This is a genomic window from Pseudomonas sp. LBUM1673 (genome assembly GCF_059695645.1).
In genome coordinates, this window is sequence record NZ_CP166780.1 from 2,355,687 (window position 1) to 2,379,873 (window position 24,187).

Annotated in this window: 19 protein-coding genes and 2 pseudogenes; 9 read left to right on the forward strand and 12 right to left on the reverse strand. The window is 59.7% G+C overall.

Annotated features, from left to right (window positions below; translation table 11 throughout):
• Nucleotides 1-101: 101 nt before the first annotated feature.
• The gene (locus ACA044_RS10635) at nt 102-650 is read right to left on the reverse strand and encodes a cytochrome b (RefSeq protein ID WP_497446305.1); all 549 of its coding nucleotides are present in this window, start codon (nt 648-650) and stop codon (nt 102-104) included.
• Nucleotides 651-924: 274 nt separating this feature from the next.
• Nucleotides 925-2,349 carry a type VI secretion system Vgr family protein gene (locus ACA044_RS10640; protein WP_497446306.1) on the reverse strand — a complete coding sequence of 475 codons (1,425 nt, stop codon included), beginning with the start codon at nt 2,347-2,349 and terminating at the stop codon, nt 925-927.
• 231 nt (nt 2,350-2,580) lie between these two features.
• Between ACA044_RS10640 and ACA044_RS10645 the strand changes: the two genes are divergently transcribed.
• Nucleotides 2,581-3,285: a YebC/PmpR family DNA-binding transcriptional regulator gene (locus ACA044_RS10645; protein ID WP_497446307.1), complete on the forward strand. Its 705-nt coding sequence runs from the start codon at nt 2,581-2,583 to the stop codon at nt 3,283-3,285.
• Between the two features lie 136 nt (nt 3,286-3,421).
• Here the strand turns inward: ACA044_RS10645 and ACA044_RS10650 are convergent, their stop codons facing one another.
• The 4 genes and pseudogenes from ACA044_RS10650 to ACA044_RS10665 form a co-directional block, all read right to left on the reverse strand.
• Nucleotides 3,422-4,726 (reverse strand): leucine-rich repeat-containing protein kinase family protein, encoded by a 1,305-nt coding sequence (locus ACA044_RS10650; RefSeq protein ID WP_497446308.1) that lies wholly within the window; start codon nt 4,724-4,726, stop codon nt 3,422-3,424.
• A gap of 197 nt (nt 4,727-4,923) precedes the next feature.
• Nucleotides 4,924-6,060 (reverse strand): cell division protein ZapE, encoded by a 1,137-nt coding sequence (zapE, locus tag ACA044_RS10655; RefSeq protein WP_497446309.1) that lies wholly within the window; start codon nt 6,058-6,060, stop codon nt 4,924-4,926.
• 267 nt (nt 6,061-6,327) lie between these two features.
• Nucleotides 6,328-6,471 (reverse strand): annotated as a pseudogene (locus tag ACA044_RS10660) (anti-sigma factor); the annotation flags it as partial.
• Nucleotides 6,446-6,637, reverse strand: a pseudogene (locus ACA044_RS10665) (hypothetical protein); the annotation flags it as partial. The pseudogenes ACA044_RS10665 and ACA044_RS10660, both read right to left, overlap by 26 nt.
• Before the next feature lie 126 nt (nt 6,638-6,763).
• Between ACA044_RS10665 and ACA044_RS10670 the strand changes: the two are divergent.
• The 5 genes from ACA044_RS10670 (at nt 6,764) to ACA044_RS10690 (ending at nt 12,277) form a co-directional block, all read left to right on the forward strand.
• Entirely contained in the window at nt 6,764-8,365 is a 1,602-nt protein-coding gene (locus ACA044_RS10670; protein ID WP_497446310.1) for an amino acid adenylation domain-containing protein, read from the forward strand.
• Nucleotides 8,362-9,696 (forward strand): FNR domain-containing protein, encoded by a 1,335-nt coding sequence (locus tag ACA044_RS10675; protein ID WP_497446311.1) that lies wholly within the window; start codon nt 8,362-8,364, stop codon nt 9,694-9,696. The genes ACA044_RS10670 and ACA044_RS10675 overlap by 4 nt, the downstream gene beginning before the upstream one ends.
• A gap of 57 nt (nt 9,697-9,753) precedes the next feature.
• Nucleotides 9,754-10,518 (forward strand): enoyl-CoA hydratase-related protein, encoded by a 765-nt coding sequence (locus ACA044_RS10680; protein ID WP_497446312.1) that lies wholly within the window; start codon nt 9,754-9,756, stop codon nt 10,516-10,518.
• A 122-nt stretch (nt 10,519-10,640) separates the two neighbouring features.
• Nucleotides 10,641-11,732, forward strand: a complete 1,092-nt coding sequence (locus ACA044_RS10685; RefSeq protein WP_497446313.1) for a catalase family peroxidase — start codon at nt 10,641-10,643, stop codon at nt 11,730-11,732.
• Nucleotides 11,729-12,277 (forward strand): cytochrome b, encoded by a 549-nt coding sequence (locus ACA044_RS10690; protein ID WP_497446314.1) that lies wholly within the window; start codon nt 11,729-11,731, stop codon nt 12,275-12,277. Before ACA044_RS10685 ends, ACA044_RS10690 begins: the two co-directional genes overlap by 4 nt.
• Before the next feature lie 189 nt (nt 12,278-12,466).
• Here the strand turns inward: ACA044_RS10690 and ACA044_RS10695 are convergent, their stop codons facing one another.
• Both ACA044_RS10695 and ACA044_RS10700 read right to left on the reverse strand, forming a co-directional pair.
• Nucleotides 12,467-13,618, reverse strand: a complete 1,152-nt coding sequence (locus tag ACA044_RS10695; RefSeq protein ID WP_497446315.1) for a M14 family metallopeptidase — start codon at nt 13,616-13,618, stop codon at nt 12,467-12,469.
• Nucleotides 13,619-14,101: 483 nt separating this feature from the next.
• Nucleotides 14,102-14,443: a DUF6124 family protein gene (locus ACA044_RS10700; protein ID WP_497446316.1), complete on the reverse strand. Its 342-nt coding sequence runs from the start codon at nt 14,441-14,443 to the stop codon at nt 14,102-14,104.
• Nucleotides 14,444-14,572: 129 nt separating this feature from the next.
• Here ACA044_RS10700 and ACA044_RS10705 point away from each other — a divergent pair, with 129 nt between their 5' ends.
• Nucleotides 14,573-15,238, forward strand: a complete 666-nt coding sequence (locus ACA044_RS10705; protein ID WP_497446317.1) for a LexA family protein — start codon at nt 14,573-14,575, stop codon at nt 15,236-15,238.
• 39 nt (nt 15,239-15,277) lie between these two features.
• Here the strand turns inward: ACA044_RS10705 and ACA044_RS10710 are convergent, their stop codons facing one another.
• The 4 genes from ACA044_RS10710 to ACA044_RS10725 form a co-directional block, all read right to left on the reverse strand.
• The gene (locus ACA044_RS10710) at nt 15,278-17,233 is read right to left on the reverse strand and encodes an acetyl/propionyl/methylcrotonyl-CoA carboxylase subunit alpha (RefSeq protein ID WP_497446318.1); all 1,956 of its coding nucleotides are present in this window, start codon (nt 17,231-17,233) and stop codon (nt 15,278-15,280) included.
• Nucleotides 17,233-18,048 (reverse strand): gamma-carboxygeranoyl-CoA hydratase, encoded by an 816-nt coding sequence (locus ACA044_RS10715; RefSeq protein WP_497446319.1) that lies wholly within the window; start codon nt 18,046-18,048, stop codon nt 17,233-17,235. Before ACA044_RS10715 ends, ACA044_RS10710 begins: the two co-directional genes overlap by 1 nt.
• A 138-nt stretch (nt 18,049-18,186) precedes the next feature.
• Entirely contained in the window at nt 18,187-19,794 is a 1,608-nt protein-coding gene (locus ACA044_RS10720; RefSeq protein ID WP_497446320.1) for a carboxyl transferase domain-containing protein, read from the reverse strand.
• Between the two features lie 12 nt (nt 19,795-19,806).
• Nucleotides 19,807-20,970 carry an isovaleryl-CoA dehydrogenase gene (locus ACA044_RS10725; RefSeq protein ID WP_497446321.1) on the reverse strand — a complete coding sequence of 388 codons (1,164 nt, stop codon included), beginning with the start codon at nt 20,968-20,970 and terminating at the stop codon, nt 19,807-19,809.
• 311 nt (nt 20,971-21,281) lie between these two features.
• Here ACA044_RS10725 and ACA044_RS10730 point away from each other — a divergent pair, with 311 nt between their 5' ends.
• Together ACA044_RS10730 and ACA044_RS10735 are read left to right on the forward strand one after the other, a co-directional pair.
• Nucleotides 21,282-22,988: an AMP-binding protein gene (locus ACA044_RS10730; RefSeq protein ID WP_497446322.1), complete on the forward strand. Its 1,707-nt coding sequence runs from the start codon at nt 21,282-21,284 to the stop codon at nt 22,986-22,988.
• 172 nt (nt 22,989-23,160) lie between these two features.
• Complete coding sequence (locus tag ACA044_RS10735; RefSeq protein ID WP_497446323.1) at nt 23,161-24,090, forward strand: LysR family transcriptional regulator; 930 nt, start codon at nt 23,161-23,163, stop codon at nt 24,088-24,090.
• The last annotated feature ends 97 nt before the right edge of the window (nt 24,091-24,187 follow it).

A 24,187-nucleotide genomic window follows, 5' to 3' on the forward strand; every position in this document is an offset into this window, starting at 1 on the left:
GTGTGTCAGGCTCGACACGGTCACAGATTATGGGGCCGCTTCGCAGCCCAACGGGGGCAAGCCCCCTCGCCACAGGGGATCAGTGTTTTCAGTAGCCTGGCTCATCCACGTTTGGGCATCATCCGCAGCAAGGTGTTATCGCGCACCACATAGTGGTGGTAAATCCCGGCCACGGCGTGCAGCCCGATCAGCCAATAGCCGATCGTCCCGCCTAGCACATGCCAGCCCTCAAGCTGCTTGGCCAGCGGTTTGTTCTCTTCGATCAGCAGCGGCAGGTCGATGCCATAGAGCATCACCTGATGGCCCTCGGCGCTGGTAATCAGCCAGCCCAGAATCGGCATGGTGATCATGAAAATATACAGCGCCCAGTGCATCAGTTTGGCGAGCAGGGTTTGCCAGCGAGGCGAGGCCGGGAAGATCTGCGGCGCCGACCCCAGGCTGCGGGCGAACAGCCGTAGCCAGACCAGCACGAACACCGTCAGGCCGAGCATGAAGTGCGCTTCCTTGATCAGCGTCCGGCCTCCACTGCCTTTGGGAAAGATCCCGCGCAATTCGATACAGGCGTAAACCAGTATTAACAGCACCAGCATCAACCAGTGCAGCGCGATCGATACGGTGCTGTAGCGTGATTCGGAATTTCTCCAGGGCATACGGTGTTCCTCACAGGTCCGGTCTGAAGTCACCGTTCTTGTTCGACGGCGTGGGTTAACTGTAATCCTGTTTCGCTGGGTTTGCCTGAGGCGAATCGGCTGTTCAATGCTCTGGATCAACTGATCGGCCACAAAAAAGCGCCAGAGGGAGCTGCTTTTGGTGGGAGCGGGCTTGCTCGCGAAGAGGCCGTACCTGCTTACACAAGACTCTCGCGAACCCTCTCCACAAACGTCGCCACCACCCACCGTGTGCAATGGGTAATCGACAACGGCGTCACGGCATGAGATCCGAGCGGTTGATCAGCCAATCGAGCAGCAGATGGGCATCGTGGCGTGGCTCGGGAGCGGGCCGGGAAGGCTGGAGATGGCCCATGCCGGCGCACAGCACCGGTCGGTCCGGGTCGCTGTCGAGAAAACTGATCAGCACGTCGGTGCCGGCCATCGGCAGCAGGGACGGATCGATTCGGCCGTCCGGCGTTGCGAGGGCGACCGGTAGCCAGAGGCCGGCGGACTCATCCGCCTCGAACGCCAGCGTCGGCCAAAGCCTGACCTGTATCCGACGCTGCTCATCGAGCGCTGCCGGTTGCCCGACGGGGCCTAGCACCCGGGCGGTCTGATAGCCCGGGATGCTCGGTCTGGCCTGTTTGAGCGCCGGTCTGAATACCGTTGACCAGGGAATGGCGGTGAACTGATTGCTGTAGCGCCGGGTAATACCGGGCTGGGCCTCGGCGAGAATCGACGGCTGCTGTCCCTGGTGCTGGATATCGGTGAGCAACCACTGATCGTTGAAGCTCGAGAGCGGGTGTTGCGCCACTTGTACGATTCGTCCACTGCGCAATTCACTCTGATTACTTTGGCCGTGGATCTGCCGGTGCTGGCAACGCAGGCGTTCCAGCAGGCGGCGGCTGAGCTGATCGCGATGACGCTGTTCGGCCCCGGGGCGTGCAGTCACCGGGCCCGTTCTGGCGAGCGGGTGGTTGGCCGCGCCGTCGCCGCTTATCTGCGTGCCGCGATTTCTGGCATCCCATTGTGCAGGGGTGGGGGTCGAGTCATGGCGTTGGAACAGTTCGCTGATCACCGGCAAAATGGGGTCGTTGAATGCGTCGTCATGGAACGGCATCAGCAGCGGCTCCTGCGGGAAACTCAGGCTGTCATCGGCCAGAACCAGTACGTGTCCGTCGTGCTGATGCTCGAAGTGATAGTGGATGCCTTCTTCTTCACACAGCCTCTGCATGAAGGCCAGATCGCTCTCATCGTACTGAATGCAAAAAGGCCGGGGCGGGTAGCTCCCGTTTGCCAGTTCGAAGCGGAAGCTGTGCTCGGGTAATTGATGCTCCTCCAGCAACTGGCGCACGATCGCGGGCACGCTGAGACGATGAAACACCCGACGCGAGCTGTGCAGGTGAAGTTGTTGAAGATGAGGCGTCAACACCAGGGAGTAGCCGACCCGGTGCGGGCCGCGATGTTCGCGACTGACGCTGTGGATCACGCCATGAATGCCCTGGTCACCCGCCAACCGCAAAAACGCCGGTTGTTGTAACCATTGGTCGAGGTGCATCGCCGGTGCGAGGCCGATCAGGTCGATGTCGAATCGATAGGGCTGGTTGAGACCTTCACGGCCACTGAACTGCAACACCTGCAAACTCAAACCGCAGTCGAGAAGTGTCAGGGTGAAGGGGCTTTCCTTGTCGTTGTGCATCGAACGCGCTTCTGCCAGGGAGGATGGGCGCAGAGGGTACGGAACCGCAGTCCTGAAGCGTCACCGCAAATCGACTTTTCAGAATCGCCCTACAAACACTGGTGAAGATGCCGATTCGATACGGGGTGAAGATCTTGGAATTTTTGGTCGATTGGCATCTTTAGGCCGTATAAACTTGCGCAATGCGTCGGCCAATAGATGTCTCGGCGCCACAGATCAAGAGAGTGAGTAATGGGCGCACAGTGGAAGGTTAAACACAAAGAAGCGGCATCTAACGCCAAGGGCAAGATCTTCGGCAAACTGGTGAAAGAAATCACCATCGCTGCCCGCAACGGTGCCGATACTGCCACCAACGCACACTTGCGTCTGGTGGTCGAGCAGGCCAAGAAAGCCTCGATGCCCAAGGAAACCCTGGATCGCGCGATCAAGAAAGGCGCGGGCCTGTTGGGCGAAACCGTGCAATACCATCGCGTGACGTATGAAGGGTTCGCACCGCATCAGGTGCCGCTGATCGTTGAATGCGTGACTGACAACATCAACCGCACCGTCGCTGAAATCCGCGTCGCGTTCCGTAAGGGCCAGTTGGGCGCTTCCGGTTCGGTGGCCTGGGACTTCAACCACGTCGGCATGATCGAGGCGTCTCCTGACAGCCCTGACGCCGATCCGGAAATGGCCGCGATCGAAGCCGGTGCCCAGGATTTCGAGCCGGGTGAAGACGGCGCGACGCTGTTCCTGACCGAACCTGCGGACCTGGACTCGGTACAGAAAGCGCTGCCGGATCAGGGTTTCACTGTGTTGTCGGCCAAGTTGGGTTACCAGCCGAAGAACCCGGTCAGCGGCCTGAGCGACGAGCAGATGGCGGAAGTCGAAGCCTTCCTCGAAGGCCTCGACAACCACGATGACGTGCAGGACATGTTTGTCGGGTTGGCGGGTTAAGCGGTTCCGACAGTTTGTGATCTGACTTGTGGCGAGGGGGCTTGCCCCCGTTCGGTTGCGCAGCAGCCGTCGCTTTTGGGGTCGCTTCGCAACCCAACGGGGGCAAGCCCCCTCGCCACAGGTTTTATATTTGCCGTTAGTTGAACGCAGCCAATTCCCGCACAACCTCGCTGAAACCCGGCCGCGCCAGCACATCCGGCTGACAGCAGCGCTGCTGCAACGCCTCTAGCTGCTCACGACCTTCATCGCTCAACCCCAAGTCGATGCGCTCCAGCAATTCCCCCAGCAACACCCCGAACGCCCGCACCTCGATCCGTTGCAGCGCGCGGCTTTCAAGGCTGTCCGAGGTGGCATGGAAAGACGCCGCGCCAAAGTCCCCCAACAGGCAATCGCCGTGCTCGTTCCACAGAATGTTGTGGCCGTAGAGGTCACCGTGGGTGATGCCTTGCCGGTGCAGATGCTCGGCCACCGAGGCAATGCCCGTGGCGAGGCGCACTGCCACGCCAGCGCTGAACCGGGTGTCATCGGCGTAGACGTCGCGGGTGCAGGACGCCAGGCTTGGCAGCCCGGCCAGGTTGCGGTAACTCGGGTCGATCAGTTGCATCACCAGCCCGGCCTTTGCCTGCGGATGTCCGACAATCCGCCCTTCGACCCGGATCAGGTTGGGGTGGATGCCAGCGGTGATGCAGGCGTTCATTTCGTGCAGCGGTGAGCCGTCGCTGGTCATTTCGCCTTTGTAGAGTTTTACCGCGACCTGTTTCGTCTGCTCCCACAACGCCTGATGAATGACCCCCGACGCGCCTTCGCCGAGTTTTTTCTCCAGGCTCAGTTGTGACCAGGGAATGCTCGCCGTGGCTTCGAGGGCCGCCGCATCGGCTTCGGTTTCCAGCGGGTTACCTGCGTACGCCAACCAGGTCAGGCTCGGCAGGGTCAGCAGCCACTCGGGAAGCTCGGTGAGCTGATTGGCGGCGATACGGATCAACTCGAGTCGATGGCAGTGGCTCAGGCTCTCGGGCAAATGCTGCAACCGGTTGCCGGCGAGCATGAGCTTTTGCAGGTGCGGGCGCTCACCCAGTTCGTACGGCAGATCCGTGATGCAGTTGTCGGTCAGGATCAGCCAGCGCAGCAGTGGCGGCAGGGCGGCGGCTGGCACGTTTTCGATGACGTTGGTCTTGAAGCCGATCATCGTCAGCGCCATGCACTGGCCGAGGCAGGCGGGCAGTTCGGTGAACTGATTGTCGGAGCAGAACAGCACGCGCAAACGGGTCAGGCGGTGCAGGTCGTCCGGCAGGCTGCGCAAGGCGTTGCCGCTGAGGTTGAGCACTTCCAGCGAGTCCGCCAGGTCGAAGATTTCCCGGGGGAACTCTGTCAGGCCGCAGGCCAGATCCAGGCGGGTGATGCCCGACAGTTGGCCGGCGCGCAGTTGTGCGAGGGTATCCATGGGCAGGTTCGCTATTGATCAGAAGGCGGGCGCAGGGCCCTGGAAATGGGCGACATGATAGCGGGAAAGTTGTGGTGGCTGTCAGGCCGCCTTCGCGAGCAAGCCCGCTCCCACAAGGGATTTGTGAACACCACAGATCCCATGTGGGAGCGGGCTTGCTCGCGAAGGGGCCGGCAGCCCAAACCCGATCTCCTCGGTCAAGCCAGATCCCTGACCTCCACCAACTGCCCCAACCGACTGCGTGTACGCGCCAGGTCGATGACATCGCCCCCCAGGCTTTCGCGCAATGACTGGTGGCCGAGCAGAATCAGGTGCTTGTCCTGGTCGTACAAGACGTCGATCAGGTTGATGAAGCGCTGCTGGGCGGCGATTGAGCAGTCGGCGAGGCTGGGCAGTTTGTCGATGATCCAGTGGTCGAACCGCCGGCACAGCTCCAGGTAGTCCATGACTGCGGTGGGGTGTTCGCACAGGTCGCTGAAGGTAAAGCCGATGGTTCGCCCTTCGCAGTACCGGGCTTGAAGGTGCCGTGTCCCGACAGGCAGTTGAATGGCCGGTGCGTCGTGTTCGAGCAGGCGCAGCGCTCGACGTTGCGTCACTGTAGCCGGCCAGACGTACTGGCCCTGGGTGAACAGCTGCTGTGCGTGGATTCGCGCCTGGCTGCGGTAATCGTGGGGGCCGCCGACTTCCATCACCTGCATGCGCGTATTGATCAGGTCGATCACCGGTTTGAAACGGACGTGGTAGAGCGGGTTGGGCAATAAACCTTCCGGCGGGTAATTGGAGGTCACCAGCAGCAGAATTCCACGGTGAAACAGCGCCTTGAATAGCCGCGTGATGAGCATCGCATCGCCGATGTCATGGACGTGAAACTCGTCGAAACACAGCACCCGGCAGTCTTGCAGCAGTTCGTCGAGGGTGATCGCCAGCGCATCGGGCTGATCGCGATGGCTGAACAAACCCTGGTGCAATTGCGCAAAAAATTCATGGAAGTGCAGGCGCTGTTTTTCCGCGAGAGGGATGGCCTGGAAAAAACCATCGAGCAACCAGCTCTTGCCGCGCCCGACTGCGCCATAGAGGTAAAGACCGGGGAGTGTTGGCACCGATGTGCCTACTAGCGCCGAAGCGTGCTGCGCCATGCAGTCGATTACTCGCTGCTGGCTGTGGCTGAGGGTGTAGCCCTGGGTATGGGCCTTGTGGTGGAAGTGGTCGTGGATCACCCGACCCTGCGCGCTGCCACTGGCCGGCGCCGGCGCCGCGAGTGCCTTGCCGAAGAAACGGCGAAGCGCGGGCCAGCGTGGTGTGAATCGCGGACGGTTGGGCGGTTGAACGGCCACTGTGATGTCACCCCGTAATCTTCAGGCCGGCTCCTCGAGTCGCGGCAGCGTAGTGTAACCAAAGGAAGAATTTTCCATCCACTGGTGTTGGCGAAGCTACTGTGGTGAGGGGGCTTGCCTTAAAGCCAGTCAATTAAGCGCAACCCCTGTGGGAGCGGGCTTGCTCGCGAAAGCGGTTTAACATTCAACGTTTATGTTGACTGACACACTGCCTTCGCGAGCAAGCCCGCTCTTACATTCGATTGGCGTTGTCCTCGTTTTCCGAGATCAGAACTTCAGCATCTGCGCCGCCGGCGTGTCACTCGGGCTGACCATCGCATAGTTGTACCCGGCACCCGACCAGTACTCGGCCTGCAGTTCGCCATCGTTGCGGCTGCCGCGGGGCAGCAGGGTGTTTTTCGGCCCGGTGGGCGTCGAGAAACTGCCGATAAAGAATCGAAAACAGCCAGGCACGCAAGTCGCCCTCGGGACGTTTGCCGCCCCAATTCGACAGCGCTCGCTCAAGGCAAGTTATTCCCTCGTCGGGGAAAACCGTTTCTCGCTTTTGTAGGAGGTTTCTGATGGATTTGTGATCCATGTAATGGCATCGAACTTCGTGGCTCAACCCATGCAGCAGCACAGGCAATCAGCCCAGCCTCTCACCAGGCTGTGCAGAGCCAGCCGTGCTTGAACGTTGATTTTGAGCCTGAAGAGACTTTCTGATATGCGAGAGTGCGAAATTTCCCTTGAGTCGGCACCGATTTGTTCGCTGCTTGCCACCGATGTCCAAGACGTATGGTCGCGATTCGGTCGTGGGCCAACGGTTCAGCCTGAGTTTCTCCTGATTCATCACGCCATCGAAGCACAAGTCGCGGTCAGACCCCAAGGCATTGCCGCCCATTATCTGGGAGAGACCATCAGCTACGGCGAATTAAACCGGCAGGCCAATCGCCTGGCCACGCTGTTGCGTCAGCAGGGCGTCATTCCGGGCGATCACGTGGCCTTGTTTGTGGAACGCTCGATCCCGATGCTGGTGGGAATGTTGGCAGCATTGAAAGTGGGCGCTGCCTACATACCTCAGCACGTAGGGATTACTCCCGCCGCGCAATTGCGCCACATCATGGAAGTGGCTTCGACGCGGGTGGTGCTGACGCTGTCGAGCCTTGAGTCGCGAATTCCCCTGACGTCGCAGCAACACAGCATTTGCCTTGATGAATTCATGAAGGTGGCGTCAACGCCAGCAGACGACCTTAATGAGGGCTGTTCGCTAACCGCGACACCGGATCCACTGTGTTTTGTTCTATTTACCTCCGGCACCACCGGCCTGCCCAATGGGGTTCGGGTGACCCAGCGCAATGTGTGCAATATTTTGCTGACAGCCCCTGGCAATCTCGGCATGCGGCCTGGGCTGAAGGTCGGACAGATACTTAACATCGCCTTTGACATGGCGGCCTGGGAAATACTCGGTTGTCTGGCTCATGGCGCGACCTTGATGATCCGTGGCAAGGACATCGACCAGATTGCCGAACAATGCGATGTGCTGATCGCCACACCCTCGATTCTCGGCACACTCGATCCATTACGATGTCAGCAAGTCAAGGTAGTGGCCCTTGCAGGAGAGCCATGCCCGCAACCCCTGGCTGATCGCTGGTCGTCGTTCTGCACTTTTTACAATGCCTGCGGCCCGACCGAAACCACCATCGTCAACACCATGCAGCGTTACAGGGGCGCAGGTGCATTGACGATCGGCAAACCCACGCCCAACAACACGGTGTACGTGCTGGATGAGGCGGGTCAGCTCTGTCAGGCGGGTGAGCAAGGCGAGATGTGGGCCGGTGGCGACTGTGTGACGGCCGGCTATTTGGGTAACCCGACGCTGACCGCCGAACGCTATCGGCCCGACCCGTTTCTGGGGCAGGGGCGGATGATGTTCCGCACACGTGATCTGGGGCGCTGGACAGCGAGCGGCGAACTTGAACACCTGGGACGCGTCGATGATCAGGTCAAGGTCAGAGGGTTTCGGGTGGAGCTCGACTCTGTTTCTGCGGCTCTGGAGTCATCTGATCGCTGCGAGCGGGCGGTCACATTGAAACTCGACGATCGCCATCTGGTGGCCTTCGTCTATCCCGTCACCACGGACATTGATGCCGCAAGACGTCGCTGTGAAGAACGGCTTGCCTACTATTGCGTCCCTTCGCTGATCCTCGCCGTGGAGCAAATTCCGCTGACATCACGGGGCAAGGTCGACAAACGCTTGTTGCTGGAGTGGGCGGTGGCGCATCAGGCCGACCTTGCCGCGGCAACCGGGCAAGGGGTGAGCGCATGACGGGGGTGAATGCGGATACCGCGCTGCCCGCCAAACGCGCGCTGTGGCGGCGATTGGGGGCATTGTCGATATTTTCTCACTACAACCGCCTGGTAGCCCTGGTGCTTGCACTCAATATTGCGGCGCTTGCGCATGGGCTGACCGCCGGGCAGTGGTGGGCATCCTCGGGGATTGTCCTTGAGGCGCTGTTGGGTTTGGTGGTGGCAAATCTGTCGATGGCGATTTTGATTCGCCAGCAATACATCATCAATCTGCTGTTCTGGCTGGCAACCCGGGCGCCCACTTGCTGGCCACTTGCGATTCGCCGCTCACTGGCCAAGGTTTACCACTTCGGCGGCTTGCACAGCGGCGGCGCGCTGGCGGCTATTGGCTGGTTCGCGGTGTTGAGTGGCTCCTTGAGCTGGCATTGGATTGAGGGCCTGGGTGGGGTTTCTCTGGCGTTGCTAGGGGTGAGTGCCGGGTTGCTGGGCATCTTGCTGTTGGTGGCGACCATGGCTCATCCACGGATTCGCGCACGTTTTCACAACGGCTTCGAGCGAATGCACCGCTTTGGTGGATGGACCGCACTCGCCCTGTTCTGGGTATGGACCGTTCTGTTTGCCCGGGACCAGAATCTGCAGATTCCCGTGCACGAGGCGCTGTCGACGTCGGTGGCATTCTGGATGCTGATTGTGCTGACGTTCAGTATTGCCTTGCCATGGTTTCGTCTGCGCAAAGTGCCGGTGCAACTGATCAGGCCTTCTTCTCATGCGGTAATAGCCCGTTTTGGCCATGTCACGCCGTTTGCCGGTTCGTCCAACGCCATCAGTCTCAACCCGCTTATGGAGTGGCACTCCTTTGCCAATATTCCCGCACCAGGTGAAGCGGGTTTTCGCCTGATCATTTCCCGGGCGGGTGACTGGACCGGCGAGTTCATCGAGCAAATGCCGACTCATGTCTGGGTCAAAGGCATTACCACTGCCGGCGTGGCACACATCGAAACCCTGTTCAAATCGGTGGTGTACATCGCCACGGGCAGCGGCATCGGACCGGTGTTGCCCCATTTGCTGGCCAAACAGGTACCGATACGTCTGGTCTGGTCGACCCGTAGCCCCCGAAAAACCTATGGTGACGAACTGGTGGAAGAGATCCTGCGGGTCAATCCTGAGGCCTTGATCTGGGACACTGACGTACTCGGCAAGCCAGACCTTGTGCAACTGGCCTGTGACGCGGTTCGAACGTTCGGTGCCGAGGCGGTGATTTGTATTTCGAACCAGACGCTCACTCAGCGAGTGGTTGAGGAAATGGAGGGGCGGGGCATTCCGGCTTATGGCGCGATCTGGGATTCCTGATGTTTACCAAAAGCATTTTTTCATTCAAACCTTTCACATGCATTCAATGAGGTCACCATGCACACACTGATCGAACGTCATGATCGAGTCGTATTGATTCGTCTCAATCGCCCGCAGGCCAGGAATGCTTTGAGCTCGGTGCTGATGCGCGAACTGCTGGACACATTGCAACGGCTGGACCGCGACCCCGGAGTCGGCTGTTTCGTGATCACCGGGACGGCGGATTTTTTTGCGGCTGGCGCCGACATCAAGGAAATGTACGAAAAGTCTTACCTGGACATGGTCCATGAGGACTATTTTGCTGAATGGGAGGCCTTTGCTGCGTTACGTACGCCCAAACTGGCCGCTGTAGCCGGTTATGCATACGGTGGCGGTTGTGAGTTGGCGATGATGTGCGATCTGATCTTTGCTGCGGATACCGCTCGCTTTGGCCAACCGGAAATCAGGTTGGGGGTGATGCCTGGTATGGGAGGAACCCAGCGTCTTACACGCCTGATCGGCAAGTCGAAAGCCATGGATATGATTCTGACCGGACGTTCGATGTCGGCCGAAGAGGCCGAGCGGGCAGGGCTGGTATCGCGTGTAATTGCTGCCTGCGATCTGCTGGAACAATCCTTGGCCACCGCGCAGATGATTGCCGGTTTCGCCAAAACCGCCACATTGGCTGCACGCGAAGCAGTGGACCGGGCGCTGGAGTCGGGGGTGCGCGATGGCCTTCTATATGAGCGAAGAGTGTTTCATGGTTTGTTTGCCACGGAGGGGCAAAAGGAAGGTATGCAGGCCTTTTTGGAGAAGCGTGAACCGTGTTTTAACCGTGTTTGAGGGGCCTTGAGGATCCGTCGCTCGCAGCGCTTTGAAAGAAACTACAGTTCAGAGGGAATAATCCTACGTGACGTTCGTCTCATAGCTCTTTTCCCCTGTGGCCCACGGTCCTGGAGACTTTCATGGTTGATCGCTCATCTACAACAGGGCCGTCTCGGCCACCACTGAGTACCGCGAGCCTGACGTTGCGCCTGACCGGCATTGCCGTAGTGGTCGCCGCACTGGCCGGGGCTTTTGCTTACGTCAACGGTACCCTCGACCCACAGCGCCTGACGCCGAAAGCGTTGATCAATGTGCTGGAAACCAACAACGGTGTGCATCCGGGGTTCCGTCGCAATCACGCCAAAGGGGTGTGTGTGATCGGGCATTTCGAGAGCAGCGGCCAGGCGCGGGAATATTCCAGCGCCCAAGTGTTCAGTGAAGCGCGGACCCCGGTGGTCGGACGTTTCGCACTGCCTGCCGGCAACCCTTACGCGCCGGACAACAGCGTGCCGATCCGCAGCCTGGCGTTGCGTTTCACCCAGGCCAACGGTCAGCAGTGGCGTACCGGAATGAACAGCATGCCGGTGTTCCCGGTGGGCACGCCCGAGGCGTTCTATCAGCTGCAACAAGCGCAATCACCGGACCCGGCGACCGGCAAACCGAACCCGGCGGCTGTTCCGGCGTTCTTCGGTTCTCATCCGGAAGCCGCGCCGTTTCTGGCCTGGATCAAAACCGCCAAACCTTCTGCCAGTTATGCGACGCAGACTTATAACAGCGTCAACGCGTTTTACCTGGTGAACGCGGCCGGTCAGCGGCAAGCGGTGCGTTGGAGCATGGCGCCGGTCGCTCAGGACGCGGAGGGTGCGACGGCTCCTGAGGGCGCTGACTTCCTGGAGAAAGATTTGGTGCAGCGCTTGTCCGCCGGACCGCTGCGTTGGCAGTTGAACATCACCCTGGCGAACCCCGAGGACCCGGTCAATGACGCGAGCAAGGCCTGGCCCGACGGCCGAAAAGTGCTGAATGCCGGCACGCTGGTGCTCGAAAGCACCCAGCCGCAACTCAATGGCGAGTGCCGTGACATCAACTACGACCCACTGGTATTGCCCAGCGGTATCGAAGGCTCCAACGACCCACTGCTGGCTGCTCGTTCAGCGGGTTATGCCCGTTCCTACCTGCGCCGCACCAGCGAAGTGAAGCAGTTGCCCAACGCCAAACAGGAGTCTCAACAATGAGCGCTCAACCGAACCATTTCGCGCCGTTGGCTCGACTGCTGCACTGGCTGATGGCGTTGATGATCATCGCGATGCTGTTTATCGGCGCGGGCATGGTGGCCTCGGTGTCGGAGCGTCATGAGTGGCTGATCCACCTGCACAAACCTTTGGGCATCGCGATTCTGCTGCTGGTGGTCGTGCGCCTGGCGGTGCGTTTTTCCACTCGACAGCCTCCACTGCCGGCGGACCTGCCGGGTTGGCAAGCGCTCGCGGCCAAGGCTTCGCATATCTTGTTGTACGCCTTGATGCTGATTTTGCCATTGCTGGGCTGGGCGATGATTTCGGCGGCTGGCGATCCGGTGATGCTTAGCAGTTCGCTGCAGTTGCCGTCGATCCTGCCGGCGAATGCGCAGGTGTTTGCGTTCCTGCGCAAGGCGCATGGGTATCTGGCGTATCTGCTGTTCCTGACCGTGCTGCTGCATTTGGCGGCGGCGTTGTTTCACGGTTGGGTGCGCCGGGATGACGTGCTGGACAGCATGTTGCGGGGTAAGGATCGCGATTTGTAGCAGCTGGCGAAGCCTGCGTTCGGCTGCGAAGCAGTCGTAAAATCAAACACCACGGTCTTACTGAACAACTGTGGAGAATGGATTTACGACTGCTTCGCAGCCGAACGCAGGCTTCGGCAGCTGCTATAGGTCAGTGTGAAGCTGCTTCCACAGGTTGGTCCTTCGTGGTCAACGTCATCCACCAATAGATCAGCGCAGGGTATCGACCATGTCGGCGATGGTCGTCAGCACGTCCTTGCCCAACTGCTTCGAGCGTTTTCCGGACCAGCCGGTCAGCGGGTTCGGTGCGTCGTTGTGGTCTTTGAAGGGCATTTCCAGGGTCAGCGACAGGCAGTCGAACTTCTGACCGACGCTGTTGCAGGCCAGCGTCATGTTGGCTTTGCCAGGCTCGTCGCGGGTGTAACCGTGTTTGATCTGGAAGTCTTTGGTCAGGTGCTTCAGATGGCTGCGAAAGTGCTCTTCAAGTTTTTCGATCCGCGGCGTATAGCCCGGGTTGCCTTCGCAACCGGCGGTGAACACGTGGGGGATTTCTTCATCGCCATGGATGTCGAGGAACAGGTCGACGCCATACTTTTCCATTTGCTGCTGAACGAACAGCACTTCAGGGCTGATTTCCTGACTGGCACTCTGCCAGGCGCGGTTCAGATCCTGGCCCGTGGCGTTGGTGCGCAAGTGACCGTGGAAGGCGCCGTCCGGGTTCATGTTCGGCACCAGGTACAGGTCGGCGCTGGCCAGGAGTTTTTTCAGCGCGGGGTCGTCGTGTTTTTCCAGGCGCTCGATCACGCCTTCTATGAACCACTCGGCCATGTGTTCGCCAGGGTGTTGCTGGGCGATGATCCAGACCTTGCGCTGACCTTCGGTACCCGTACCTTTGCGCAACAGCTGGATGTCACGGCCTTCAACACTCTTGCCGGTGGCCAGCAGTTCGGTGTCGGCTTTGGTCAGGGCCTGTTCGATCAGCCAGTCATGACGACCACGGCTGTAGGGTTCGAAATAGGCGAACCAGGCATGAGTGGCCGTGGCTTCGAGGCTGAAACGCAAGCAGTCGCCTTCAAAAATGGTCGGCACCCGGAACCAGTTGACGTGGTCATAGGACGCCACCGCCTGATAGCCATCCCAGGCTTTGTTATACGAGGATTTGCTGGCGTTGTTCAGGCGAAACCAATGCTCCTGGCCGACGTGCAGACCGCTGGCCTTGAAGTGGAACCACTGGAAATGCTGGCTGCGGGTGTCTGGCCTGATAGCCAGCAGCGCTTGCAGAGGATTGCTGATGTCCAGCACTTCTATGTTGCCGCTATCGAAGTTTGCGCTGATATCGAAAGAAGATTTAGCCACGGCCATAGTCGGTACCTGAATATGATTTTTATGGCTGCTACTTTACACGCAAGGGAGGGAGAAACCGGGGGGAAATTGAGGGGCTGAAAAGGGGGGCGTCCTCCTTGACGCCGATGCAGCTTAGAGACTGTGCAATTGATTCTCAAGTGCTATTTTCATTAGTTTGGACCAATGCTGCCGGGCCTCTCTTGCCAACAGATATTCTTTTGATATCATCCGCGCTAATCGAATTTGCAGCACCCCCAGACTTCATTAGCCTGAAGCCAAAGCCAGATTAACTGGCAAAAAAAGACCCGGCAAAAAGCCGGGTCAAAAACCGTGATTAGCCTGATGAGGAGATAGTCCAGGAGACCGACCTAAGGTCTCTTGGTCCATCGACTGATCTCGCGACCAGCTACGTGCAATAATAATCATTATCATTTGCAAGTCAAATGTTTTTATCTGCGCGATTGGAAAATTCTTTCCTTTCTTCCTCCAACGCTATTCGTCTCATTCATGCTGAGTTCCCTCCAGGGATCGATCGACCATCGCCTTGGCCATGTCGATCATGTGCACCGTCGAAAACGCCAGATCCCGGCTTGCGCCCTGCAGCTGGTTGGCTGACTCATGGGCGGTGGCGGCGGCGCACCGCAGCAGATCCGAAGCATGGACCAACGCCTCTTCGCTGCTGATGTTACGGTTCACATCAAAGAAACGTGCTTCGCTGGCCTCTTCCGACACAGCTGGTTTCAAGTAATAGTCCAACGCTCGCTGCGCGGCGGCAGAGCCTTTGGGCGAGGTGAGAGTAGTGTCGAATTGCATGTCTGGCAGGGTAATGCTGGGGATGGTCATGAAGGTGGCAAGCTCCGTGATAGATTCAAATCCGTGAGCCCAGCTTAGTACTTAATGTATTTGTATCTTGAATTTAAATACTACAATTTGTGTTTTGACGGTCGGAGTACCCCACGTATCGTGCCGCACATGGATAAATGGATTGAATTGGTCAAGGCCAAAATGAGTGAACTCAAAGTCACTCAAGAAATACTCGCCGAGCGCATCGGAATGTCCCAGGGCGGCGTTGGCCACTGGCTGAATAAACGTCGTCAGCCCGGCATTCAGGACATGAATCGTGTCTTGCAGGCGCTGGGGATGGACTATCTGGAAGTGGCGATGGTGATCAGGGAGCCGCACACCTCACAGGATGAGCAGGTACCTCTGGCGCAAAAGTACAACCCGTACTTTCGCTACCCGGTCAGTGACTGGCGAGAAACAGGGGAGGTGCGCGACGGAGAACTATCGGCCTACGGCCCTTCATCGGCTGTCAGCAAACCGCGCTTCGAGCTGTCCGATTACCACGCACAAGGCGCAGCGTTCTGGCTGGTGGTGGTCGGCGATGCGATGACTGCACCCTCGGGTGTGAGCATTGCCGAGGACATGTTGATTCTGGTGGACCCGGCCATCGTTCCGGAGCCTGGCAAACTGGTGATTGCCCAATGGCCCGGCAGCGCCGAGGCGGTTTTTCGCAAGCTGATCGAAGAGGGCGGGCAGCGTTATCTGGTCCCGCTCAATCCGACGTATCCGAAAGCCCTTTACACCGAAGAATGCCGAATCATCGGCGTGGTGGTTCAGGCGACTGCCAAATTCTAATCAGATCGGTCCTCGCAACGCGTAGGACCGATCTTCATTTCACGCTTGTTCCAATTCCACTAACGCACTGCCTTCGCTGACCATTTCACCTTCCTGGCAGTACAGCGCCTTGATCACTCCAGCTTGGGGCGCGCGAATGCTGTGCTCCATTTTCATCGCTTCCAGCACCACCAGTTGCGCCCCGGCTTCGACCGTTTGCCCGGCCTCCACCAGCACCCGCACGATGCTGCCGTTCATGGGCGCAGTGAGCCCGCCCTGATGGCTGTGACTGGCTTCGACAGCGCCGATCGGGTCATACGACTCGATGTGGCGCAGCTCACCGTCCCATTGCAGATACAGCGTATCGCCACGACGAATTGCCCGGTGCCGGCGGCGCAAACCGTCGTGTTCGGTCAGCAATTGCTCACCCTTGAGTTGCGCTGTGTGGGCATCAGCGTCGCCCAATGTCAGCGCACGGTCCTGGCCCTCGCAACTCAAATGCAGAGTGATTTCGGTCGGCAGACCGACACGCAATCCATTGCCCTTGGCCCAAGGAGAACTCAGGTCATCAGTGCGCGGTGAACTCGGCTGGCTTTGCGCAAACGCCTGGGCCGCCGCTTGCCAGAACTCATCACTCAGCTGCGCAGGTTCTGGCAGCAGTTGATCCTGATAACGCGGTATGAACCCGGTATCCAGTTCGGCTGCGGCAAACGCCGGGTGGCCGATGATCCGCCGCAGGAAGTTGATGTTGGTCTTCAGCCCGCCAATGGCAAACTCATCGAGCATGCTCAGCAAGCGCAGCCGCGCCTGCTCACGGTCTTCACCCCAGGCAATCAGCTTGCCGAGCATCGGGTCGTAGAACGGCGAAATCTCGTCGCCTTCTTCGACGCCACTGTCCACGCGACGCCCTGGTCCTTCGGCGGATTCGCGGTACAACACCAAACGGCCAGTGGCCGGCAGAAAATCATGGCCCGGGTCTTCGGCATACAGCCGCACTTCGATGGCATGACCGATCAGTGGCACCTGCTCTTGAGTCATCGGCAGCGCTTCACCGCGAGCCACGCGAATTTGCCAGGCCACCAGATCAAGGCCGGTGATCGCTTCAGTGACCGGGTGTTCGACCTGCAGGCGGGTGTTCATCTCCATGAAGAAGAACTCACCGCGTGCATCCAGTAAAAACTCCACGGTGCCGGCACCGACGTAACCGATGGCCTGTGCCGAGCGCACGGCCGCCTCGCCCATGGCCCGACGCAGTTCCGGGCTCAGACCCGGTGCCGGTGCTTCTTCGACGACTTTCTGATGCCGACGCTGGATCGAGCAATCACGTTCGTTGAGGTACAGACAGTTGCCATGCTGGTCGGCAAACACCTGGATTTCCACGTGACGCGGCTTGAGCAAATATTTCTCCACCAGCATCCGCGAGTCGCCGAACGACGACTGCGCCTCACGTTGCGCCGAGGCCAGGGCTTCGGCCAACTGGCTGACATCCTCGACCACTTTCATGCCTTTGCCGCCGCCACCCGCCGTGGCCTTGAGCAGCACCGGATAACCGATGCGTTCGCAGGCGTCGCGGAAGGTGTCGAGGTCCTGGGCTTCGCCGTGATAACCGGGCACCAGCGGCACGCCTGCGGTTTCCATCAAGGCTTTGGCCGCGGACTTGCTGCCCATGGCGTCAATGGCCGAGGCGGGCGGGCCGAGGAAGATCAGGCCGGCGGCTTCGATCGCGCGGGCGAACCCGGCGTTTTCCGAGAGAAAGCCATAACCGGGATGAATCGCCTGAGCGCCGCTGGCTTTCGCGGCGGCGATCAGTTTGTCGATTTGCAGGTAACTGTCGGCGGCTTTGCTGCCGCCCAGATCTATGCGTATATCGGCTTCGCGGCTGTGCCGGGCGTCACGGTCTGTGGCGCTGTGCACGGCCACGGTGGTCAGGCCCAGAGCCTTGGCGGTGCGCATTACCCGGCAAGCGATTTCGCCGCGGTTGGCCACCAGCAGGGTGGTGAGAACAGGTGCGCTCATCAACGCGGCTCCTTGAGGGTATGTTCGGCTTGCCAATTCGGCGAACGTTTTTGCAGGAAGGCGCGCAGGCCTTCCTGGCCTTCGGGGCTGACGCGGATGCGGGCGATGGCGTTCTCGGTGTAGCGCCGCAGCGCCGGGGTCAGCGCGCCGTGGCCGACTTCACGCAGCAAATCCTTGCTGGCGCGCATGGCCGCCGGACTGTTGAGCAGCAGATTGTCGATCCACTGTTCGACTCTTTGTTCTAACTCGGCTGCTGGATAGCTTTCCGACAACAGGCCGATTTCCCGAGCCCGTTGCCCGCCGAAACGTTCGGCGGTCAAGGTATAGCGCCGTGCCGCGCGTTCGCCGATGGCTTGCACCACGAACGGGCTGATGACCGCCGGGGCCAGGCCGATGCGCACTTCCGACAGACAGAACTGTGCATCGTCGGCGCCGATGGCCATGTCGCAGCAACTGATCAAGCCCAGTGCACCGCCATAGGCCGCGCCTTGCACCACCGCCACGGTCGGGATTTTCAGCTTGGCCAGGTTGTACATCAGCTCCGCCAGTTCCCGGGCGTCGTCGAGGTTGGTGTGGTAATCGAGTTCGGCCGATTGCTGCATCCAGGCCAGATCGGCCCCGGCGCTGAAATGTTTGCCGCGCCCGCGGATCAACAGAAAACGCAGGCTGGCGTCGCCCGACACCTTGTCCAGCGCGAGGATCAGTTCGCGGATCATTTCGGCGTTGAAGGCATTGTTCTTTTGCTCGCGGCTGAGCCACAAGGTGGCGAAACCCCGCGGGTCGGTCAGCAGTTCGAGGGTGTTGAAGTCGCTCATGTGTTTCGTCTCCACAACTCTATTCTGTAGGAGCGAGGCTTGCCCGCGAAGGCGTCGGTACATCCAATATTGATGTGACTGACAAACCGCTTTCGCGGGCAAGTCGGAACGCCGCCCGCTCGCTCCTACAAGGTCGGATCACATCCGGAACACGCCGAAGCGGCTCGGTTCGATAGGCGCGTTCAGCGACGCGGACAAGGCCAGGGCCAACACGTCGCGGGTCTGCGCCGGGTCGATGACACCGTCGTCCCACAGCCGGGCGCTGGAGTAGTAGGGGTGACCCTGTTCTTCGTACTGATCGAGAATAGGTTGCTTGATCTGCGCTTCCTGTTCGGCGCTGAAACCATGACCACTGCGCTCGGCCTGCTCACGCTTGACCTGTACCAGCACGCCCGCCGCCTGTTCGGCACCCATCACGCCGATCCGCGCGTTCGGCCACATCCACAGGAACCGTGGATCGTACGCCCGCCCGCACATGCCGTAGTTACCGGCGCCGAAGCTGCCGCCGATGATCACAGTGAATTTCGGCACCTTGGCACAGGCCACGGCCGTCACCAGTTTCGCGCCGTGCTTGGCGATGCCGCCGGCCTCGTATTTCTGGCCGACCATGAAACCGGTGATGTTTTGCAGAAACAGCAGCGCAATGCCGCGCTGACAGGCCAACTCGATAAAGTGCGCGCCTTTCTGCGCGGCTTCGGCGAACAGAATGCCGTTGTTGGCGAGGATCGCGATCGGATAACCGTGCAGGTGGGCAAAGCCGCACACCAGTGTCGTGCCGAACAATGCCTTGAACTCATCGAACACCGAGCCGTCCACCAGTCGGGCGATCACTTCGCGCACGTCGAACGGTTGCTTGGCATCGGCCGACACCACGCCATACAACTCGTCGCTGCTGTACAGCGGCGCGATCGGTGTGCGTTGCTGCACCTCGCCGAGCTTGCGCCAATTGAGGTTGGCGACGCTGCGTCGGGCCAATGCGAGGGCGTGTTCATCGCTTTCGGCGTAGTGGTCGGCGACACCGGAAATCTTGCAGTGCACATCGGCCCCGCCGAGGTCTTCGGCGCTGACCACTTCACCCGTCGCGGCTTTCACCAGCGGTGGGCCGGCGAGGAAAATCGTTGCCTGCTGACGGACCATGATCGCCTCGTCGGCCATCGCGGGTACATAAGCGCCACCAGCGGTGCATGAACCCATGACCACCGCAATTTGCGGGATGCCCATGGCGCTCATGTTGGCCTGGTTGAAAAAGATCCGCCCGAAGTGTTCACGGTCCGGAAACACTTCATCCTGACGCGGCAAGTTGGCGCCACCGGAGTCCACCAGGTAAATGCAGGGCAGGCGATTCTGCTGGGCGATGGTTTGCGCGCGCAGGTGTTTTTTCACGGTCAGCGGGTAGTACGAGCCGCCTTTCACAGTGGCATCGTTGGCGACGATCATGCACTCGACGCCTTCCACCCGACCGATACCGGCAATCACGCCAGCAGCGGGAACGTCTTCGCCATAAACTCCGTAGGCCGCCAGTTGGCTGATCTCGAGGAACGGCGAACCCGGATCGAGCAGGCGATTGATTCGTTCACGGGGCAGCAATTTGCCCCGTGAGGTGTGGCGTTCTTGAGCCTTCGGGCCGCCACCTTGCTGCACTTGCGCGAGCAGAGTATGCAGGGCGTCGACCTGTTTGAGCATCGCCGCGCTGTTGGCCGCGAACTCCGCAGAACGAGGGTTGAGCTGGGTATGCAGGATAGCCATGGACAGCTCCGTTTAGCGGGTTTCGTTGAACAGTTCGCGACCGATGAGCATGCGACGGATTTCACTGGTGCCGGCGCCGATTTCATACAGCTTGGCGTCACGCAGCAAACGACCGGCGGGGAATTCGTTGATGTAGCCGTTGCCGCCGAGAATCTGGATCGCGTCGAGGGCCATTCGGGTCGCGCATTCGGCGCTGTAGAGGATCACGCCGGCGGCGTCCTTGCGGGCGGTTTCGCCGCGCTCGCAGGCTTGGGCCACCGCATAAAGGTAGGCGCGGCTGGCATTGAGCTGGGTGTACATGTCGGCGACTTTGCCCTGGATCAGCTGGAATTCGCCGATGCTCTGGCCGAACTGTTTGCGGTCGTGGATGTACGGAACGATCAGGTCCATGCAGGCCTGCATGATCCCGGTCGGGCCGCCGGACAGCACCACGCGTTCGTAGTCGAGGCCGCTCATCAGCACTTTCACACCGCCGTTGAGCACGCCGAGGATGTTTTCTTCCGGCACTTCGACGTCATCGAAAAACAGCTCGCAGGTGTTCGAACCGCGCATGCCGAGCTTGTCGAATTTGTTGCTGCGGCTGAAGCCTTTCCAGTCACGCTCGACGATGAACGCAGTGATGCCGTGCGGGCCTTTTTCCAGGTCGGTTTTGGCGTAGATCACGTAGGTGTTAGCGTCGGGGCCGTTGGTGATCCAGGTCTTGCTGCCGTTGAGCACGTAATGGTCGCCGCGTTTTTCGGCGCGCAGCTTCATCGAGACTACGTCGGAACCGGCATTCGGTTCGCTCATGGCCAGGGCACCGATGTGCTCGCCGCTGATCAGTTTGGGCAGGTATTTGGTTTTTTGTTCGTGATTGCCGTTGCGGTTGATCTGGTTGACGCACAGGTTGGAATGGGCGCCGTAGGACAGGGCGACCGAGGCCGAACCGCGGCTGATTTCTTCCATGACGACGACGTGCGCCAGATAACCCAGGCCCGCGCCGCCGTACTCTTCCGGCACGGTGATGCCCAGCAGGCCCATGTCGCCGAATTTGCGCCACAGGTCGGCGGGGAACAGGTTGTCGATGTCGATTTGAGCGGCGCGCGGGGCGATCTCCTTGGCGACGAAGGACTGAACCTGATCGCGCAGCATGTCGATGGTTTCACCGAGGGCGAAGTTCAGGGATGGGTAGCTCATGGGGCACCTTTTGGCTTTTTTGTAGGGTCGGGAGGGCAGTGATTCGGCTCTCGCCTTTACGTTAACGTAAGCCTGTGACGAATGGCTGTCAATCACCCTTTACGTTAACGTCAACTTGAGCGAGAGTAGAACCAGTTCTGAAAGACTGTGGCGAGGGAGCTTGCTCCCGCTCGAGCGCGAAGCGGTCGCAAAATCAGAGGTGTGTCAGGCAGCACCTGATTGCTGATTTCACGACTGCTTCGCAGCCGAGCGGGAGCAAGCTCCCTCGCCACACAAGCCTTGCTCTTACAATAAAGACAATAGGGGTCGTCATGGATCAACCCAGTGCAAGTCCACAGCGCAGCTATACCCGTGGTTCCCAGGGCAAAGCCTTGTTGGCGATGACCATCGGCCAGGCGTTCGATAACACGGTCGCGCAGTACCCGAATGGAGAGGCGCTGGTCGTGCGCCATCAGCCGCTGCGCTACACCTGGCAGCAGTTGGCAGAGGCCGTCGACTTGCACGCCAGAGCATTTTTGGCGTTGGGAATGCAAACCGGTGACCGGCTCGGTATCTGGGCACCGAACTGCGCTCAGTGGTGCATCAGTCAGTTCGCCAGCGCGAAAATCGGCGTGATTCTGGTCAACATCAATCCGGCTTACCGCAGTTCCGAACTCGAATACGTGTTGAAGCAATCCGGTTGCCAATGGCTGGTCTGTGCCGGGGCCTTCAAGACTTCCGACTATCACGGCATGTTGCAAGGGTTGCTACCGGAATTGGCGGAGCAATCCATCGGCCAGTTGCAGAGCGAACGCCTGCCGCAATTGCGTGGTGTCATCAGCCTGGATGCGCAGCCACCCTCGGGTTTCCTGCCGTGGTCGCAACTGGCCGACCTGGCGGCCAGCGTGTCAGTCGAGCAATTGCGCGAACGCCAAGACAGCCTGCATTTCGATCAGGCGGTGAACATCCAGTACACCTCCGGCACCACCGGTTTCCCCAAGGGCGCGACCCTCAGTCACTACAACATTCTCAACAACGGTTACATGGTCGGCGAAAGCCTTGGGCTGACCGCCCGTGATCGGCTGGTGATTCCGGTGCCGCTGTATCACTGCTTCGGCATGGTCATGGGCAACCTCGGCTGCGTTACCCACGGCAGCACCATGATTTACCCCAACGATGCCTTCGACCCCCTGTTGACCCTGGCCACGGTCGCCGAAGAAAAGGCCACCGCACTCTACGGCGTGCCGACCATGTTCATCGCCATGCTCGATCAACCCAAGCGTGCCGAGTTTGATTTGTCGAGCCTGCGCACCGGGATCATGGCCGGGGCGACTTGTCCGATCGAGGTGATGCGCCGGGTTATCAGTGAAATGCACATGAGCGAAGTGCAGATTGCCTACGGCATGACGGAAACCAGCCCCGTGTCGTTGCAGACCGGTCCGTCAGACGACCTGGAATTGCGCGTTACCACGGTCGGCCGTACCCAGCCGCGACTGGAAAGCAAGATCATCGACGAGGCGGGCAACCTTGTGCCGCGCGGCACCATTGGCGAGCTGTGCACTCGGGGCTACAGCGTGATGCTCGGCTACTGGAACAACCCGCAAGGCACCGCGCAGGCCATCGATCAGGCAGGCTGGATGCACACCGGCGATCTGGCGAGCATGAACGACGAAGGCTACGTGTGCATCGCCGGTCGTAACAAGGACATGATCATTCGCGGCGGTGAGAATATTTACCCACGGGAGCTGGAAGAGTTCTTCTTCACTCACCCAGCGGTAGCGGATGTGCAGGTGATCGGCATTCCTTGCCCTCGGTACGGCGAAGAGATCGTCGCCTGGATCAAATTCCACCCCGGCCACAGCGCCACCGAGCAGGAGCTGCAAGCCTGGTGCAAGGAGCGCATCGCGCATTTCAAGACGCCGCGTTACTTCAAGTTCGTCGAGGAGTTTCCGATGACCGTGACCGGCAAGATTCAGAAGTTTCGGATGCGCGAGATCAGTATTGAGGAATTGGCCGCAACCGATCGCCACGAGCTTTGACCATAGCCCGACTGTTCGCGTCCAACGGGAAAAAACCGCTATGTCTCATAAGATTTTCTGTATCGGTGATGGCACATAACCTGCAATTTCGGGGGGTATTCATGACGCCGTCCTACCCTGAATTTCGGGCGTAAGATGGTCGTCAGCCCCTCAACTTCAAGGAGCCGACCCGGTGAACCTCAAATTTCTGGAAACCTTCGTCTGGGTAGCCCGCCTGAAAAGTTTTCGTCTCACAGCGGAGAAGCTATTCAGCACTCAGGCCTCCATTTCCAGCCGGATCGCGGCTCTGGAAGAGGAAATGGGGGTGCGCCTGTTCGTGCGCGATTCCAAGGGGGTATCGCTGACGCCCGAAGGGCAGCGGGTGCTGGAATATGCCGAACACATCATGGACACCATGCAAAGCATGAAGGCGGTGATCAAGGATCCTCGACAGGTGCGTGGCCGGATCCGCATCGGAGTGATGGATACGGTGATACACACCTGGCTCAGCCCGTTGGTAACACGCTTGATGAAGTGTTACCCGGCGCTGGAGATCGAGCTGACCGCCGACACCGCGAACAACCTGTGTTCACAACTGGAAAAAGGTTATCAGGACATCATTTTCCAGACCGACATGCTGCGCTTCGACACCGTGCGCAATGCGGTTCTGACCCGTTATCCGATGCATTGGGTGGTACCGACCGGTTCCGTTTATGACCGGCGTTATACATCGCTGGAGGACTTGTCCCTGGAGCGCATCGTGACTTTTTCGCGCAACTCGCGGCCGCACCAGGACATTCTCAACATGCTGCACACGGCCAACATCATCTCGCCGCGCATCAACTGCGTGAACTCGGCGTCGGCCATCACCCGCCTGGTCCGCGATGGTTTTGGTATCGGCGCCATGCCTGCGGCACTGGTGCGTGGCGAACTGGCCCAGGGCACTTTGACGCTGCTCGACGACGTACCGCTGCCACCGGTGATGGACATCATCGCCAGCTGGCGCACCGGTGCGGGGATGGAACTGGTGGAAGACATTGTCAGCCTGACCCGGGACGTGGTCAGCGAGTTCGATGCAGAACTGCCGGCGGGGTTCAGGGTGGATGTGCTGGATGCGAAGTAAGGTCCAAAACTTCGTCGCCTGAATCATCCGTTTTCCTGAAAAAAAACGCACCAAAACAGCTGGCTATTAATAGAGGAGCGCCATTCATGCCTCTTTA